Here is a 15,021-nt window from a genome sequence, read left to right on the forward strand (position 1 = left end):
GTGGCATGGAGGGCGGCGATGCGCATTCTCCATATCCTGGACCATGGCCTGCCGCTCCATAGCGGCTATGCGTTCCGCACCCGCGCGATCCTGAAGGCGCAGATCGCGCGCGGATGGGACGTGGCGGCGGTGACCGGGCCACGGCATGGCGAGGCCCCGGCGGCATATGAAGTCGTGGATGGGCTGCGCTTCTTCCGCACCGAGGCGCTCGGGAGCGCGCCGCCGCCCTTCGGCGAATTCCGCGAGATCGATGCGTTCGCGCGCCGTATCCGGCAGGTGGCCGAGGAATTCCGGCCCGACGTGCTCCACGCCCATTCGCCGGTGCTCGACGCGATGGCGGCGCTGCGTGTCCGGCGCCAGCTCGGGCTGCCCCTGGTCTATGAGATCCGCGCCTTCTGGGAAGATGCGGCGGTCGGCAACGGCACCGGGCGCGAGGGGAGTCTGCGCTACCGCGTCACCAAGGCGCTGGAGACCCGCGCGGTGCGCAAGGCCGATGCGGTCGCGGTGATCTGCGAAGGGCTGCGCGGCGATCTGATCGGGCGCGGGATCGACGCGGCCAAGATCTTCGTCTCGCCCAATGGCGTCGATATGGAGATGTTCGGCGAGCCGGTGGCCCATGACGCGGCGCTGGCGGCGGAGCTGAGCTTGGAGGGGGCCGAGACGATCGGCTTCATCGGCAGCTTTTACGATTATGAGGGGCTGGACGACCTGATCGCGGCGATGCCGGCGCTGGTCGCGGCGCGGCCGTCGATGCATCTGCTCATGGTCGGCGGCGGGCCGATGGAGGCGGCGCTCAGGGCACAGGCCGAGGCTTCGCCGGTGGCGAACCGCATCCGCTTCGTCGGACGCGTGCCGCACCAGGAGGTAGAACGCTATTACAGCCTGGTCGATGTGCTGGTCTATCCGCGCAAGGCGATGCGGCTGACCGAGCTGGTGACGCCGCTCAAGCCGCTGGAGGCGATGGCGCAGCGGAAGCTGGTCGCCGCATCCGATGTGGGCGGGCACCGCGAGCTGATTCTCGATCGCGATACCGGCACGCTGTTCGCCCCCGATGATCCCGCGGCGCTGGCGCGATCCGTCGCGCAGCTTTTTGCGGAGCGCGATCAATGGGATGCGCGGCGGGCGCGGGCGCGCTCCTTTGTTGAAACGGAGCGGAACTGGGCTGTAAACGTTGCACGGTATGATTCTGTTTACCAAGGATTGGCCATAAGAGGCGCGATGAAGGAATCGTGGTCGCACACGCCCCCGGTGAACGCATGAACCTGCCGATCGCACCTCTGGCTGCCATCGTGCTGGGCGCCCTTGTTGCGCTCGGCGTGGCGGCGATGCCCGTTGCGGGGCTGGAAAGCCTGGTGATGGGCAGCGGGCTGCCCGCCGTGCTTCCCGCCGCCGAGCCGCCGCTGGGCCTGACCGCGCGGGCGGCGATGGCGCTGCTGACCGGCGGCTTCGCGGCGATCTTCACCTGGCTTGCGGCCTTCATCCTGATCGGTACCCGCAGCGTGACGCTGGGCAGGGCGCCCGAGGCGTCCGACGAGGAACTGCCCATGCCGGTGCTGCGCCGCGCCGACGCCCATCCCGACGCCCCGCCGCGCCCGCCGCTGCTCGCGACGCGCGACCTGGGGACGCCGTTCCTCGACGTGCGCGCACCGGACGCCAAAGTTGGCGCCAAAGTTGGCGAAAGTGCCGCGGAAGCGAAAAAGCCCGAGGTTCCGGTCGAGCAGCCGCTGCCGCAGGATCTGGAACAGCCGCTCGCGGCGTTCGATCCGGCCGCGATCCGCGCCGTGCCGATGCCGCCGCCGATCAAGCTGCCGCCGACGCGACGCGCGCCGCAGCCGCCGGTGTTCGAGCCCAGTGAGCGCTTCGAGGTGTTCGAGCTGACGCCGCCGGTGCGCAAGCCCGCCGATCCCCTGCCGCCGGTGGAGCCGCTCGCGCGGCCCGAGACCGAGGCTTCGGTGCATGCGTTGCTGGAGCGGCTGGAGCGGGGCGTGGTGCGCCGCGGCCTGGGCAGGACCACGACGCCGAAACAGGCCGAGCGCGGCCTGGAGGATGCGCTGGCGACGCTGCGCAACATGGCGCGCCAGGCCTGACGCCTCAGCGCTCTTCGACCGTAAGTATTTCCAATTTCATCGTAATTATATCGCTCGCGTGACGCACGGCGGCGACCGACAGGTCGGCGACGAGATGCCCGCGCAGCGCGAACTCCGCCTCGGGGAGCGCGGCGATCCAGGCGATCAGCGCGGGTGAGGGCGGTGCCGACAGGCGGAGCATGTGCCGCGCCCCGGCGAAGGTGGCGCTCGCCCAGCGTGTCCAGTCGGCATTGGCGATCTCCACCGGGCAACCCGCCGCCTCTGCGCCGGCCGTCAGCGCCCGCGCGAGCAGCGTCGCGGCATCGGGCCCGCGACTCATGGCGCGGGCTGCCGCGCGGCGATGAAGGCCCGCACCCGGCCTTCGAGCTTGGGCCGCAGCTCGCGCCCATTGCGCAAATCGTGAACCAAGCGGGGATCGCCCGCCGCCAGCCGCCCGAACCGGGTGGCGGACATGTCCGTCCGCCGCAGGAATTTCTCGATCTCGCGATGCACCGACATCCATGTCCTCCTCCTGAGTCGCGCCGAATATGATCTTGTTTTGTTCTACAAATCCTACTTGTCTAGGAAAAATCCTACGTGTAGGAAGCGGCGATGGATCGGGAGGCGCAACGGGCCGCGCTGGCGGCGCTGATGGCGGAGCGGGGCACCAGCTTTGCCGAGCTTTCGCGCGTGATCGGGCGCAACCCGGCCTATCTGCAGCAATATGTGCGGCGGGGTTCGCCGCGCGAGCTGGCCGAGCGCGACCGGGCGCGGCTGGCGGCCTATCTCGGCGTGGCGGAGGCGCTGTTGGGCGGACGGCCGAACGAGACGAATGTGGACGTTCCGCGCATCGATGTTGGCGCCTCGGCCGGTCCGGGCGGGCTGGTGGATGCCGAGGACCGGCGCCAGCCCTTTGCCTTCCCGGCCGCTTTGCTGCGCCAATTGGGCGTGCGGACTTCGGCGGCCAGCATGATCCGGGTGCAGGGCGATTCGATGTCGCCCACGCTGGAGGACGGCGACGAGATACTGGTGAATCGCGACGCGCGGCGCGTGGAGGGGCGTGGCGGCGTCTTCGTGCTGCGGCTGGACGGCGAGCTGATCGTCAAGCGGCTGCGGCCGGCGGTGGGCGGCGTGGAGGTGGTGAGCGACAATCCGGCCTATCCGCCGCGCGTGGTGCCGGCGCGCGCGATCGAAGTGATCGGGCGCGTCGCCTGGCTCAGCCGGGCGATCTAGGTTGCAGACTTACTCGGGCGATCGCGAAATCCCTCTCCCCTCCGGGGAGAGGGTGGCGAGCGAAGCGAAGCCGGGAGAGGGGCAGGAGCCGCGCATTCACCGCACCTGCCCCTCTCCCCTGCCCTCTCCCCTGCCCTCTCCCCTGCCCTCTCCCCTGCCCTCTCCCCAAAGGGGAGAGGGAGAAGAGATGTGGCGCCTGGCAGCTAGCCGTATTCTTCCAATTCCCGAATATACGGTCTCAGGGGTCAGCGGTTGGAGCTGGCTCCGCGTCGGGCTCCGGCTCCGGCTCCGGCTCCGGCTCCGGCTCTTCAGGCGCCTCCGTCTCCGTTCTCCCGCCAAAGCCCATCGCCGCCAGCACGCCGTCGCGGCGGACGAAGCCATGGACCAGCGCGACGGTCAGATGACCCAGGATCAGCGCGAAGAACAGGAAGGCGATGGCCCCGTGCGCCTGGCGTAGCAGCCCGAAGGCCAGGCCGTCCTGCGGGATGATCGGCGGCAGCACGAGTCCGGGCGCGATCCGCACCGGATAACCGCCCGCCGAGAGCATCGCCCAGCCGATCAGCGGCATGCCCAGCAGCGCCAGATAGAGGAGCACATGCGATCCCTTGGCGGCGAGCACCTGCATGCGCGGCAGGTCGGCGGGCAGCGGCGGTGCCTTGGTGGTCAGGCGGATCGCGAGCCGGATGCAGGCCAGCGCAAGGATGGCGATGCCGATCGGCCGGTGCAGCGCGAGCAGCGCCGGATAGGCCGGGCCGGCGGTCGAGACCATGCCCACGCCGATGAACAGCATCGCGAGGACGAGCGCGGCCATGGTCCAGTGGAGCAGGCGCAGCGCGAGCGGAAAACGGCTGGGCATCGTCACTTCCCCTTCGCCGGTGCCTTGCCGACCGCGCTCGGCCCCGGCCCTTCGGCGGCACGGCGGCGGAACGAGGCGGCATAGGTGCCGGCGCGCGCGCCGAGGATCGGATCGTCGGAAAGCGCCACGCCGTCGGGCAGGATCGTCGGATCGAAGGTGATGTCGCGGCAGGCGCCCTGTTCCTCCGCCCCGGCGCGGTCGATCGTCAGCACGCCGGCCTCCACCGTCCGGCGGCCTGCGGGCCATGCGATCGTCGCGTTGTTCGTGGTGTCGCCCGGTGCCGCCAGCGTGACGATCATGTGCCAGCGCGCGGGTCCATGGGCGAGGCGGGCCTGTATCTCGTCGAACAGATAGTCGGTGGGCAGATCGGCGAGCTTCGCCTTGTCGAGTTCGGTCAGCGGCGCTTCGGGCACGAACGACCAGCGCACCGCATGGGCGCCGCCCGCAGGGTCGATGAAGCGAAAGGCGTTGATGCTGTAATAGGTGCCGTTGGCGAAGCTGCCCGGCAGCGGTGCCTTGGCGAGATAGTCCTGATAGGCCTTGGTTTCCGGGTGCTTCGCCAGATAGGCTTTCATCACCGCCGGATCGGGCTTGCCGGTGGCGGGATCGGGCCGGGTCGCGCGTTGCAGCGCGACGAATGCTTCGGGCGTGGCGACGGGGAAGATCGGGGTGTGGTCCAGCGCCATCCGCCAGATCTGCCCGTCGGGCGCGGTGAGCTGGAGCGCCATGGCGTGGAAGACGTTGCGGCCGTCGGTCGCGAAGGGATTACCGCCGCCGGTGGAAAAGCGCCCGATCACCGGATAGCTGCCGGTAGCGAATATCCCGGCCTTCGACAGCGCGGCGCCCGCGCCGTTGGCGTCGAACCGGCCGGTGAAACACAGGCCCTTGGCATGGGCGCGGCGATAGCCCGGATGCTTGCCGGCATTATATTCCAGCGCGTTCGCCACGCCGCCGCCGCTGGTCCGCGCGGGGCCGATCCAGCCGCCTGCCCAGGCAAAGCCCGCGAGCAGTGCAGCGGGAACGGCGGCGATCGCCGCGAGAGTGCCGAAGCCGGTTTTCGGACGTGCCATGATCGCCATTTCCCAAGATCGGTGCCGGCACCCTATCAGATTATCGCCGGCCGTGCCGCAGCTTGCGCCGGGCCGAACTGTCCGCCCGGATCGGGTGCGCGCCTATCATCCTTAGATAGGGGTGGACGCGCCGGCGGCCCGCCTCAGCCTCGCATCCGATCCACCAGCCATACCAGGATCGCGAGCGCCACGCCCACCGCGGCGCCGATCATGAAGCCGAGCGAGGCCTGGCCCTTCACCGCGCCGACGATCGCGCCGATGACGATGCTGATGCTGAGCAGGAAGCCGCCGGCCATCGGCGTGCGGGAGGGGGGAGTTGCCATGCGTATCCTGTGCCACGTCGCGCGGCGCGGCGCCACCGATAGCGGCGGACGTGGTTAGCGGCTCTTCACCAACGTCATCGACGGAACGCTGAGGAAGCGCGGGCTAAGGGAGGCGCGCGGGCTGGTCCGGGCCTGTGCGCGCATGGAGCATCGATGGACAGCTATCCCTATCTCGATCGCCGCGAAGTGGCCGAGGCCGCCGAGCTGATCCGCAGGTTCGGCGAGGATGCCGGCTGCGAGGCCGCCGCGCGCGCCGATCGCAGCCGCGACCTGGGCAACCACATCCATTTCGCCCGCTGGCGCCAGATCGAGCGGCTGGTGGTGCTGATGTCGATCCCGCGCGCGGTGGGGACGGTGCACTGAGCTAGTCCCGGGTCCGGCCGGAGAAGATATCCTTCAAACGCCGCATGCCGATCCGGGTGGCGGCGGGCGGGCCGCGCAGCCTATGGGTGCGGCCGGTACATTTTTGAGGGGAGTCGGAACATGGCGCGTGTCGCGAGGATCGAGCGGACTGGCGGACCCGAGGTGATCGAGTGGGTGGACATCGATCTGCCCGCGCCCGGGCCGGGCGAGGTACGCATCCGGTCGACCGCCATCGGGCTCAACTTCATCGACACCTATCATCGCACCGGGCTGTACAAATTGCCGCTGCCGAGCGGGCTGGGCGTCGAAGGCGCGGGCGTGGTCGAGGCGGTGGGCGCGGATGTCGAGGGTTTCGCGGCGGGCGATCGCGTCGCGACCTTCGGGCCGGGGCTGGGCGCCTATGCCACCGAGCGCAATGTGCCGGCCGCGAGCCTGTTCAAGTTGCCGGAAGGCGTGTCCGACGAGACCGCGGCGGCGGTGCTGCTCAAGGGCTGCACGGCGGAGTTCCTGATCGAGCGCTGCGCCAAAGTGCAGCCGGGCTGGACGGTGCTGGTCCATGCGGCGGCGGGCGGCGTGGGGCAGATATTGGTGCCCTGGCTCAAGGCCGTAGGCGCGACCGTGATCGGCACGGTGGGCAGTGCGGAGAAGTTCGCCGTCGCGCGGGCGGCGGGGGCGGACCATGTGCTCCATTCGCGCGAGGACGACATCGCCGCCAAGGTGCGCGAGATCACCGGTGGCGCGGGCGTGCCGGTGGTGCTCGACGGCGTCGGCAAGGCGACCTGGGAGGCATCGCTGGCGGCGACCGCCCGGCGCGGGCTGATCGTTAGCTATGGCAATGCGAGCGGGCCGGTGGAGGGCGTCGCGCTGGCGACGCTCAACAGCAGCGGCTCGCTGTTCGTCACGCGGCCGACGCTGTTCCATTATTATGCGGTGCCCGAGGAGCGCGCGGCGGGATCGGCGCGGCTGTTCGAGATGCTGGAGAGCGGCGCGGTGAAGGCGGAGATCGGGCAGCGCTTCGCGCTGGAGGACGCCGCCGAGGCGCACCGGGCGCTGGAGGCGGGGAAGACGACCGGGTCGACGGTGCTGGTGCCGTAATCCCGGGTCGGATCGGATGGGGCGATGCGCGTGAACACCTTTCACGTCACCCCGGCCGAAGTGCCGGGGTCCACCGGGATGCTGTGTGAGCCGCCCTCCGCTTAGAGGGGCTCGCGCGTGGAGGAGTGGACCCCCGCACTTCGGCCGGGGTGACGGATGGGGGATGGATCGTCCCGCACCAGACCTATGCCAGCGCTCCCACCAGCGCCTTCACTTCCAGATACTCCGCCAGGCCGAACTTGCCGTACTCGCGCCCATTGCCCGATTGCTTGTAGCCGCCGAAGGGCAGCGACGGATCGGGCTGGCCGCCGTTCACATAGACCATGCCGGCGCGCAGCCGCGGCGCGACGCGCCTGACGCCCTCGGCATCGCCGAAGAGGACGGCGGACAGCCCGTAATCGGTGTCGTTGGCGATGCGGATCGCGTCTTCCTCGTCCTCATAGGGGATGATCGTGACGACGGGGCCGAAGATCTCCTCGCGCGCGATCGTCATGTCGTTGCGCACCCCTGAGAAGAGCGTCGGCCGGACGAAATAGCCGGTCTCGACGCCGTCGGGGCGGCCGGGGCCGCCGGCCTCCAGCCTTGCACCTTCCGCGATGCCCTTGGCGATCAGGCCCTGGATCTTGTCCCATTGCGCCTTGTTGACGACGGGGCCGATATGCCGGCCTTCCGCGAGCGGATCGCCGGTTTGGGTGGCCTTCATGATCTCGGCGGCGATCACGGCGACCTGTTCCTGGAGATGCTCGGGGACCAGCAGGCGGGTGGGGGCGATGCAGCTCTGGCCCGAGTTCATCAGGACGCTGAGCAGCGTGCCGGGGACCGCTCGGCTGAGATCGGCGCTTTCGAGCACGACCGAGGGCGCCTTGCCGCCCAGCTCCTGATGGACGCGCTTGACCGTATCGGCGGCGTTCTTCGCGATCTGGATGCCGGCGCGGGTCGAGCCGGTGAAGCTGACCATGTCGACCCTGGGGTGGCGGCTGAGCGCGGTGCCGACGCCGGGGCCGTCGCCCTGGACGAGGTTGAACACCCCCGCCGGCACACCGGCCCCATCGAGCACTTCGGCGAAGATCGCGGCGACGCTGGGCGCTTCCTCGCTGGGCTTGAGGATCATCGTGCAGCCGGCGACGAGCGCGGACGCGACCTTCGACGTGATCTGGTTGAGCGGCCAGTTCCACGGGGTAATCATCGCGACGACGCCGATGGGCTCGTGCACGACCAGGCTGTTGCCGATCCGTTCCTCGAACTGGAACTGACGCAGCGCCTCGATCGCGGCATGGAAATGGCCGATGCCCGAGCCGACCTGCGCCGTCCGGGCGAGACTGAGCGGCGCGCCCATCTCCAGGCTCATCGCCTCGGCCATGTCGCCGGCGCGGGCTTTATAGGCGTCCAGGATGCGCTCGATCAGTGCGATCCGTTCCTTGGCCGAGGTGCGCGAATATGTCTCGAAGGCGCGGACGGCGGCGGCGACGGCCTTGTCCACATCGGCCTGCGATCCGAGCGTGATCTCGGTCACCGGCGCTTCGGTGGCGGGATTGATGACCAGATGGCGGGCGCCGCCTTCGCTCTCCGCCCAGGCGCCGTCGATATAGTGCTTCAGGTAGTTGCGCATCCCCGCCTCCATTTTGAATTTTCGGTATGGAAGATGGCGGGGCGGGGACGCGGTTGCAAGCGCGCCTTAACCGAAGACGCGCGCGAAGATCGTATCGACCTGCTTGTAGTGATAGCCGAGATCGAACTTGTCCTCGAGCTCCTGCACCGAGAGCGCGGCCGTCACCTCGGGATCGGCCTTGAGCAGATCGAGCAGCGAGAGCTGGCCGTCGGATTCCCACACCTTCATCGCGTTGCGCTGGACGAGGCGATAGCTGTCCTCGCGGCTGACGCCCGCCTGGGTGAGCGCGAGCAGCACGCGCTGCGAATGGACGAGGCCGCCCATGCGATCGAGATTCTTCTGCATGCGCTCGGGATAGACGAGCAGCTTGTCCATCACGCCCGTCAGGCGCGCCAGGGCGAAATCGAGGGTGATCGTCGCGTCGGGGCCGATATACCGCTCGACCGAGGAGTGGCTGATGTCGCGTTCGTGCCACAGCGCGACATTCTCCATCGCAGGGACCACGGCGCTGCGGACCATGCGCGCGAGGCCGGTGAGGTTCTCGGTCAGCACCGGATTGCGCTTGTGCGGCATCGCCGACGAACCCTTCTGGCCGGGCGAGAAATATTCCTCGGCTTCCAGAACCTCGGTGCGCTGGAGGTGGCGGACCTCGATGGCGAGGCGCTCGATCGAGCTGGCGATCACGCCCAGGGTCGCGAAGAACATCGCGTGGCGATCACGCGGGATGACCTGGGTCGAGACCGGCTCGATCGCGAGGCCGAGCTTCTCGGCGACATGGGCTTCGACCTGCGGATCGATATTGGCGAAGGTGCCGACCGCGCCCGAGATCGCGCAGGTGGCGATGTCCGCGCGGGCGGCGACCAGGCGATCGCGGTTGCGCTTGAACTCGGCATAGGCCTCGGCGAGCTTGAGGCCGAAGGTGACCGGCTCGGCATGGATGCCGTGGCTGCGGCCGATCGTGGGGGTCAGCTTGTGCTCATAGGCGCGGCGCTTGAGCACCTCCAGCAGCGCGTCGAGATCGGCGAGCAATATGTCCGACGCGCGGGCGAGCTGGACCGCCAGGCAGGTGTCGAGCACGTCCGAGCTGGTCATGCCCTGGTGCATGAAGCGGGCCTCGTCGCCGACATTCTCGGCGACCCAGGTGAGGAAGGCGATCACGTCGTGCTTGGTCACGGCCTCGATCGCGTCGATCGCGGCGACGTCGATCGCTGGGCTGGTCGCCCACCAGTCCCACAGCGCCTTGGCGGCCGCTTTCGGCACCACGCCCAGCTCGGCCAGCGCCTCGGTGGCGTGGGCCTCGATCTCGAACCAGATGCGGAAACGGGCTTCGGGCGACCAGATCGCGGTCATTTCCGGGCGGGAATAGCGGGGGACCATGGGGCTTCCTTGAAAGCGAGGCCGCGTTGCGCAGGGGCAACTAGGCAAACGAAATGCGACGAGATGCCACCTAGCAGGGGCGAGCCGAGGCTGCAACGGGTGAAATCTGGAACAACATCCCCAGATTAGTGGTTCATAATTGCGAATGCCAAAAGATATTATGCTCCATATCGAAGACGATGTGGAGCACAGAATAGGAGATTGATTAGATGCTGAAGAAACTGTTCTTGGCTACGTCTGTTCTTGTTGCTGTACCTGCCTTTGCGCAGGACAGGCCGATGACCGATACTACGCAGACGCAGAGCCAGACCGCAACGCCGGATCAGACCGATCCCGCCACGGCGACGCCGGCTGATCCGGCGACGACCGCCCAGACGACTCCGCAATCGACTCCGGCGCCTGCCACCCAGACCGCGCAGCCGACTCCGTCGCAGCCGGCGGCCGAGGCCTCGGCGCAGCCTGCGGCCACGCAGGACCAGGTCGCCCAGGCCGTCGATCGCGATTTCGGAACCTATGACAAGGATTCGAACGGCACGCTGAGCCAGACCGAGTTCGGCACCTGGATCGGCACCTTGCGCAAAGCTTCGGAGCCGAGCTTCCAGCCGGGGTCGCCCGATGCGAACACCTGGATCGGCCAAGCCTTTGCGGCTACCGATCTCGACCGGAACCGGTCGGTCGACAAGGCAGAGCTGACGACCTTCCTGACGCCCAAGCCTTCGTAATATCGAAAACCCCTCTGCGCCGCACGCATGGCGCAACTCCCGACGCCCGCCGGCCCTCCCTCCGGCGGGCGTTTTGGCGTTCAGCTTTCGGTGCGAAGCAGCGTGCGCAATCCCTTTGACTGATTGGCGGCAGGCCGTTCGGGCGCAAGCGAGGTCTTGAGCAGGTGCGCAATGATTTCGCGAATGGCGGGATCGGGATCTTCCATCGTATCGGCCATGCGATAGCAGAGGATCGAGGTGTGCGACCGCATCTGTAGCCGGTAGTAGAAGGTCAGTTGGCCGATCGTGCTGCGATAGACCCACAGAAACAGGGCGGCGATCACCTCGACGATCGTGGCGCTGGCTAGAACGATCGTGTTGAAATCGCCGGGCGGGCGCTTCAGGCCCCAGCCGGCAAATGGCCCGATATAGATCGAGATGCCGGCCAGCAGGATCAGGAAACCAAGCCACATCGCAATCGTCGCATTGACGAAGCTCCTGCGGGTCTGCTGCAATCCCATCTGATAATAGGCTTCGAGTTGCGCGCGACTGTAGCGCTGCAAATGGAGCAGGCCGGCCTCGTCCTTGTTCTCCAGTTCTCTCAGAACAGCGTCCTCGACCGCGCGCGCACGATCGCGTGCCTGCTTGAGGGCTTCACTTTCCGCGGAGAAAGCGTTGCGCGACCATGCTGTTCCCAGCGACATCATCAAGCCTATCAGGGCCAATGTACCGAACAGGGCGCACACCATGGCGACGATGGCGCCAAGGATGCCCTGTATCCCCGCGTACCACCAAGAACGTATCGTCCAGACGCCATACCAGATTGTAACAATGGCCAAAATCATCAGGGTGATGCCGATGATGACTATGACGGACGTCCATCCTGGATGACGGGCTACCAGCCGATTCCAGCCCTCTATTCGCCGGGGCTTGGGTTCCTGGTTGTGGATAGGCTCCTGGATCACGAATTCGCCTCCCGCATCGCGGCGATTCTCATGGGCAGGCAAAGTATAGTCTAATGCGACTTCGAGCAATCTTGATAATGGACTAGATCAGCCCCTTCGCGCGCAGGCTCGTGTGGCCTTCGGTGCCCAGGATGATGTGGTCGTGGACAGTGATGCCGAGCCGCCGCCCGGCCTCCGCCACCGCGCGGGTGATCTCGATATCGGCGCGGCTGGGCGCGGGATCGCCCGAGGGATGATTGTGGACCAGAATGATCGCCGCCGATCCCAGGTCGATCGCGCGGCGGATCACTTCGCGGACATAGACCGGCGCCTCGTCCACCGAGCCTTCGTTCATCAGCTCGTCGCGGATCAGCATGTTGCGGGCGTTCAGGTGGAGCACCCGGACGCGCTCGATCGCATGGTGCGCCATGTCGGCGCGGAGATAATCGAGCAGGGCCTGCCAGTTCGCCAGCACCGGGCGCTCGGCGACCTGGGCGCGCAGCAGCCGCAGCGCGGCGGCGTGGGCGGCCTTCAAGGCGGCGACGCTGGTCTCACCCATGCCGGGGACGCGGGCGAGCGCCTCGGCATCGGCGGTCAGCAGCCCGGCGATGCCGCCGAATTCGGCCAGCAGCGCCTTGGCGAGCGGCTTGGTGTCGCGGCGGGGAATGGCGAGGGCGAGGAGATATTCGATCAACTCGTGGTCGAGCAGCGCATCCGAGCCGCCCTCGAACAGGCGCTGGCGCAGCCGCGCGCGGTGTCCGCTGTTGTCGGGAGGCGTGGCCATGGAAGGGGCGTAGCGCGGCCCGCGCGGCGACGCAAAGCATAGCCCGAAACAAGATAGCGCTAACAATGCGAAAAGAATTGAGAACGTTCTTGAGAACGATCCCAAACTATGCTTAGACACGAGCATGGAGCGCTAGACTCCGGTTTCAGGGGTGGTTGGAAGAGCCGGTTTTCGAGCGCGGGAAGCGCCGTGCCGATTCTGTTTTCGATCGACTAGACAGCGTTGTCAGTATCGATCGGTCCCCTGAGCGAAGAACGAAGTGCTTCGGTACGAGCGGCCATGCGTCGCGCAGGGGAGAGACGAGGGCGTGCATTTCAGTCTGATTCGAGTGGCTCGGCCGCTGGCATTCGTCGCATGTGCGGCGGCGGTGGCCGTGCAGGCGCGCGAGGCCGAAACGCCGGTTGCCGATGCGTCCCGGGCGGCTCCTGCCGCGCATCCGTGGAGCGATGCCTCGCTGCCCGTCGCGGCGCGGGTGGAATTGCTGCTCGCGGCGATGACGCGCGACGAGAAGCTGGCGCTGGTCTATGGTTTCTTCCCGCCGCTCGCCAAGGGCGAGGGCATCCCCACCGACATGATCCCCTCGGCCGGGCAGGTGCCGGCGATCCCGCGGCTCGGCATCCCGGCGCTGCGCGAATCCGATGCCAGCCTGGGCGTCGCCAACCAGGTCGAGCAGCGCAAGGGCGACGTCGCCACCGCGCTCCCCTCGGGGCTGGCGGTGGCGGCGAGCTTCGATCCCGCGCTGGCGCAGGAGACCGGCGCGATGATCGGCGGCGAGGCGCGGGCCAAGACCTTCAACGTGCTGCTGGCCGGCGGCATCAACCTGACGCGCGATCCCTGGGGCGGGCGCAATTTCGAATATCTGGGCGAGGATCCGCTGCTGGCCGGCACGATGGCGGGCGAATCGATCCGCGGTGTTCAGTCGAACCATATCGTCTCGACGATCAAGCATTACGCGCTGAACGCGCAGGAGACCGGGCGTTTCGTGATGGACGCCCGGATCGGCGAGGCGGCGCTGAGGGAAAGCGACCTGCTCGCCTTCCGCATCGCGATCGAGCGCGGCCAGCCGGGCTCGGTGATGTGCGCGTACAACAGCATCAACGGCGACTTCGCCTGCGAGAACGCCTTCCTGCTCAACACTGTGCTGAAGGGCGACTGGGCCTATCCGGGCTGGGTGATGTCCGATTGGGGCGCGGTGCATTCCACGGTGAAGGCGGCGCGGAACGGCCTCGACCAGCAATCGGGCGGCGAACTGGATACGCATTCCTTCTTCCGCGAAGACCTGCGCAAGGCGTTCGACGAAGGCGCGCTGCCGGCCTCGCGGCTCGACGACATGGTGCGCCGCGTGCTGCACGGCATGTTCGCGACCGGGCTGATGGACGCGCCGGTGGTCAGGACCGCCCAGCCGATCGACTATGCCAAGAACGCCGAAGTCGCCCAGCGCGCGGCCGAGGCCGGGATCGTGCTGCTCAAGAACGAGAAGGGCATCCTGCCGCTGGCGAAGTCGGCGAAGCGCATCGTCGTGATCGGCGGCCATGCCGATGTCGGGGTGCTTTCGGGTGGGGGATCGTCGCAGGTCCGCTCGGTCGGCGGCGCCCCGGTGGAGATTCCGCTCAAGGACGGCCCGGCCGCCTCGTTCGTGCGCCGGACCTGGCATGCCTCCTCGCCGCTCGCCGCGATCCGCAAGCTGGCGGCGGGTGCGCGCGTGGAGTTCGTCGACGGTGCCGATCCGGCGGCCGCCGCTGCCGCTGCGAAGGGTGCCGACATGGCGATCGTCTTCGCCACCCAGTGGACGACCGAGGCCGAGGATGTCGAGACGATCGCGCTGCCGGACGGGCAGGATGCGCTGATCGACGCGGTCGCCGCCGCCAACCCCCGGACGACGGTGGTGCTCAATACCGGCGGGCCGGTGCTGATGCCCTGGCTCGCCAGGGTGCCGGCGGTGCTCGCCGCCTGGTATCCCGGCCAGCGCGGCGGCGAAGCGGTGGCGCGCGTTCTGTTCGGGGAGGTGAATCCCTCGGGCCGCTTGCCGATCACCTTTCCGGCCAGCATCGACCAGGCGCCGCGTCCGCAGGTGCCGGGCTATGACCAGGTCAAGGCCTCGCCCGATCGGGGCACCGATGCGCGGGCGATCCGGCCGTTCACGGTGGAATATCGCGAGGGCTCCGACGTCGGCTATCGCTGGTATGCGCGCCAGGGCCAGACGCCGCTGTTCCCGTTCGGCCATGGGCTTTCCTACACCAGCTTCGGCTATTCGAACCTGACGGTCGAAGGCGGCGCCGCGCTCAAGGTGCGCTTCGACGTGGTCAATCGCGGCAAGCGCGCGGGCAGCGACGTGCCGCAGCTCTATGTCACGCCCGCGCAGGGCCAGCGGCCGCTGCGGTTGGCCGGCTGGGAGCGCGTGACGCTCCAGCCCGGCGAGAAGCGCCGCGTCACCATCACCGCCGAGCCGCGCATCGTCGCGGACTACGACATCGCCCAGCCCGGCTTCCATCTGGCGGGGGGCACCTATCGGATTTCGGTCTCGCGGGACGCGGCGCAGCCCGTGCTCACGGGACAGGTCGAGTTGCAGGAACGCCGCCTGGCGCCCTGAAGGCAAGAGA

The 15,021-nt window shown here is 68.3% G+C and carries 16 protein-coding genes; 7 read left to right on the forward strand and 9 right to left on the reverse strand.

Annotated features, from left to right (window positions below; all coding sequences use genetic code 11):
* The first annotated feature begins 18 nt into the window (after nt 1-18).
* A complete protein-coding gene (locus tag HB724_RS08795) occupies nt 19-1,260 on the forward strand; it encodes a TIGR04063 family PEP-CTERM/XrtA system glycosyltransferase (protein ID WP_213980547.1) in 1,242 nt (413 codons plus the stop codon).
* Nucleotides 1,257-2,087, forward strand: a complete 831-nt coding sequence (locus HB724_RS08800) for a hypothetical protein (protein WP_213980548.1) — start codon at nt 1,257-1,259, stop codon at nt 2,085-2,087. Before HB724_RS08795 ends, HB724_RS08800 begins: the two co-directional genes overlap by 4 nt.
* Nucleotides 2,088-2,091: 4 nt before the next feature.
* Here the strand turns inward: HB724_RS08800 and HB724_RS08805 are convergent, their stop codons facing one another.
* Both HB724_RS08805 and HB724_RS08810 read right to left on the reverse strand, forming a co-directional pair.
* On the reverse strand, nt 2,092-2,406 hold the full coding sequence (locus HB724_RS08805; protein ID WP_213980549.1) for a hypothetical protein: 315 nt from the start codon (nt 2,404-2,406) through the stop codon (nt 2,092-2,094).
* Entirely contained in the window at nt 2,403-2,585 is a 183-nt protein-coding gene (locus HB724_RS08810) for a hypothetical protein (RefSeq protein ID WP_213980550.1), read from the reverse strand. Before HB724_RS08810 ends, HB724_RS08805 begins: the two co-directional genes overlap by 4 nt.
* Nucleotides 2,586-2,678: 93 nt before the next feature.
* Here HB724_RS08810 and HB724_RS08815 point away from each other — a divergent pair, with 93 nt between their 5' ends.
* On the forward strand, nt 2,679-3,299 hold the full coding sequence (locus HB724_RS08815) for a S24 family peptidase (protein ID WP_213980551.1): 621 nt from the start codon (nt 2,679-2,681) through the stop codon (nt 3,297-3,299).
* 238 nt (nt 3,300-3,537) lie between these two features.
* Here the strand turns inward: HB724_RS08815 and HB724_RS08820 are convergent, their stop codons facing one another.
* The 3 genes from HB724_RS08820 to HB724_RS08830 all read right to left on the reverse strand — a co-directional run bounded on the left by HB724_RS08820 (nt 3,538) and on the right by HB724_RS08830 (nt 5,548).
* Complete coding sequence (locus HB724_RS08820) at nt 3,538-4,155, reverse strand: cytochrome b (RefSeq protein WP_213980552.1); 618 nt, start codon at nt 4,153-4,155, stop codon at nt 3,538-3,540.
* Between the two features lie 2 nt (nt 4,156-4,157).
* A complete protein-coding gene (locus HB724_RS08825; protein WP_213980553.1) occupies nt 4,158-5,225 on the reverse strand; it encodes a catalase family peroxidase in 1,068 nt (355 codons plus the stop codon).
* Nucleotides 5,226-5,368: 143 nt separating this feature from the next.
* A complete protein-coding gene (locus tag HB724_RS08830) occupies nt 5,369-5,548 on the reverse strand; it encodes a hypothetical protein (protein ID WP_213980554.1) in 180 nt (59 codons plus the stop codon).
* A 153-nt stretch (nt 5,549-5,701) separates the two neighbouring features.
* On the opposite strand from HB724_RS08830, the gene HB724_RS08835 reads away from it, so the two are divergent.
* Both HB724_RS08835 and HB724_RS08840 read left to right on the forward strand, forming a co-directional pair.
* Nucleotides 5,702-5,911, forward strand: a complete 210-nt coding sequence (locus HB724_RS08835) for a hypothetical protein (protein ID WP_213980555.1) — start codon at nt 5,702-5,704, stop codon at nt 5,909-5,911.
* Between the two features lie 120 nt (nt 5,912-6,031).
* Nucleotides 6,032-7,006: a quinone oxidoreductase gene (locus HB724_RS08840; RefSeq protein ID WP_213980556.1), complete on the forward strand. Its 975-nt coding sequence runs from the start codon at nt 6,032-6,034 to the stop codon at nt 7,004-7,006.
* A 184-nt stretch (nt 7,007-7,190) separates the two neighbouring features.
* Here the strand turns inward: HB724_RS08840 and HB724_RS08845 are convergent, their stop codons facing one another.
* A complete protein-coding gene (locus HB724_RS08845) occupies nt 7,191-8,615 on the reverse strand; it encodes an aldehyde dehydrogenase family protein (RefSeq protein WP_213980557.1) in 1,425 nt (474 codons plus the stop codon).
* Between the two features lie 66 nt (nt 8,616-8,681).
* Nucleotides 8,682-9,992: an adenylosuccinate lyase gene (gene purB / locus HB724_RS08850; RefSeq protein ID WP_213980558.1), complete on the reverse strand. Its 1,311-nt coding sequence runs from the start codon at nt 9,990-9,992 to the stop codon at nt 8,682-8,684.
* Between the two features lie 278 nt (nt 9,993-10,270).
* Between purB and HB724_RS08855 the strand changes: the two genes are divergently transcribed.
* On the forward strand, nt 10,271-10,714 hold the full coding sequence (locus HB724_RS08855; protein WP_256731402.1) for a hypothetical protein: 444 nt from the start codon (nt 10,271-10,273) through the stop codon (nt 10,712-10,714).
* A gap of 80 nt (nt 10,715-10,794) precedes the next feature.
* Here the strand turns inward: HB724_RS08855 and HB724_RS08860 are convergent, their stop codons facing one another.
* Both HB724_RS08860 and radC read right to left on the reverse strand, forming a co-directional pair.
* Nucleotides 10,795-11,727, reverse strand: coding sequence for a hypothetical protein (locus HB724_RS08860; RefSeq protein ID WP_213980560.1), 933 nt, complete (start codon nt 11,725-11,727; stop codon nt 10,795-10,797).
* A gap of 13 nt (nt 11,728-11,740) precedes the next feature.
* Nucleotides 11,741-12,421 carry a DNA repair protein RadC gene (radC, locus tag HB724_RS08865; RefSeq protein ID WP_213980561.1) on the reverse strand — a complete coding sequence of 227 codons (681 nt, stop codon included), beginning with the start codon at nt 12,419-12,421 and terminating at the stop codon, nt 11,741-11,743.
* 328 nt (nt 12,422-12,749) lie between these two features.
* On the opposite strand from radC, the gene HB724_RS08870 reads away from it, so the two are divergent.
* Nucleotides 12,750-15,011, forward strand: coding sequence for a beta-glucosidase (locus HB724_RS08870; RefSeq protein ID WP_346344697.1), 2,262 nt, complete (start codon nt 12,750-12,752; stop codon nt 15,009-15,011).
* The last annotated feature ends 10 nt before the right edge of the window (nt 15,012-15,021 follow it).

The sequence above is a fragment of the Sphingomonas sp. dw_22 genome (genome assembly GCF_018449795.1).
Lineage (GTDB): Bacteria > Pseudomonadota > Alphaproteobacteria > Sphingomonadales > Sphingomonadaceae > Sphingomonas.

Excerpts from the sequence above, each read along its gene's own strand:
- HB724_RS08795 (WP_213980547.1), top strand. The coding sequence starts at position 19 with ATGCGCATTCTCCATATCCTGGACCATGGCCTGCCGCTCCATAGCGGC.
- HB724_RS08840 (WP_213980556.1), top strand. The coding sequence starts at position 6,032 with ATGGCGCGTGTCGCGAGGATCGAGCGGACTGGCGGACCCGAGGTGATC.
- HB724_RS08820 (WP_213980552.1), bottom strand. The coding sequence starts at position 4,155 with ATGCCCAGCCGTTTTCCGCTCGCGCTGCGCCTGCTCCACTGGACCATG.
- HB724_RS08810 (WP_213980550.1), bottom strand. The coding sequence starts at position 2,585 with ATGTCGGTGCATCGCGAGATCGAGAAATTCCTGCGGCGGACGGACATG.
- HB724_RS08855 (WP_256731402.1), top strand. The coding sequence starts at position 10,271 with ATGACCGATACTACGCAGACGCAGAGCCAGACCGCAACGCCGGATCAG.
- HB724_RS08825 (WP_213980553.1), bottom strand. The coding sequence starts at position 5,225 with ATGGCACGTCCGAAAACCGGCTTCGGCACTCTCGCGGCGATCGCCGCC.
- HB724_RS08845 (WP_213980557.1), bottom strand. The coding sequence starts at position 8,615 with ATGCGCAACTACCTGAAGCACTATATCGACGGCGCCTGGGCGGAGAGC.
- HB724_RS08815 (WP_213980551.1), top strand. The coding sequence starts at position 2,679 with ATGGATCGGGAGGCGCAACGGGCCGCGCTGGCGGCGCTGATGGCGGAG.
- HB724_RS08805 (WP_213980549.1), bottom strand. The coding sequence starts at position 2,406 with ATGAGTCGCGGGCCCGATGCCGCGACGCTGCTCGCGCGGGCGCTGACG.
- radC (WP_213980561.1), bottom strand. The coding sequence starts at position 12,421 with ATGGCCACGCCTCCCGACAACAGCGGACACCGCGCGCGGCTGCGCCAG.
- HB724_RS08830 (WP_213980554.1), bottom strand. The coding sequence starts at position 5,548 with ATGGCAACTCCCCCCTCCCGCACGCCGATGGCCGGCGGCTTCCTGCTC.
- HB724_RS08800 (WP_213980548.1), top strand. The coding sequence starts at position 1,257 with ATGAACCTGCCGATCGCACCTCTGGCTGCCATCGTGCTGGGCGCCCTT.
- HB724_RS08835 (WP_213980555.1), top strand. The coding sequence starts at position 5,702 with ATGGACAGCTATCCCTATCTCGATCGCCGCGAAGTGGCCGAGGCCGCC.
- purB (WP_213980558.1), bottom strand. The coding sequence starts at position 9,992 with ATGGTCCCCCGCTATTCCCGCCCGGAAATGACCGCGATCTGGTCGCCC.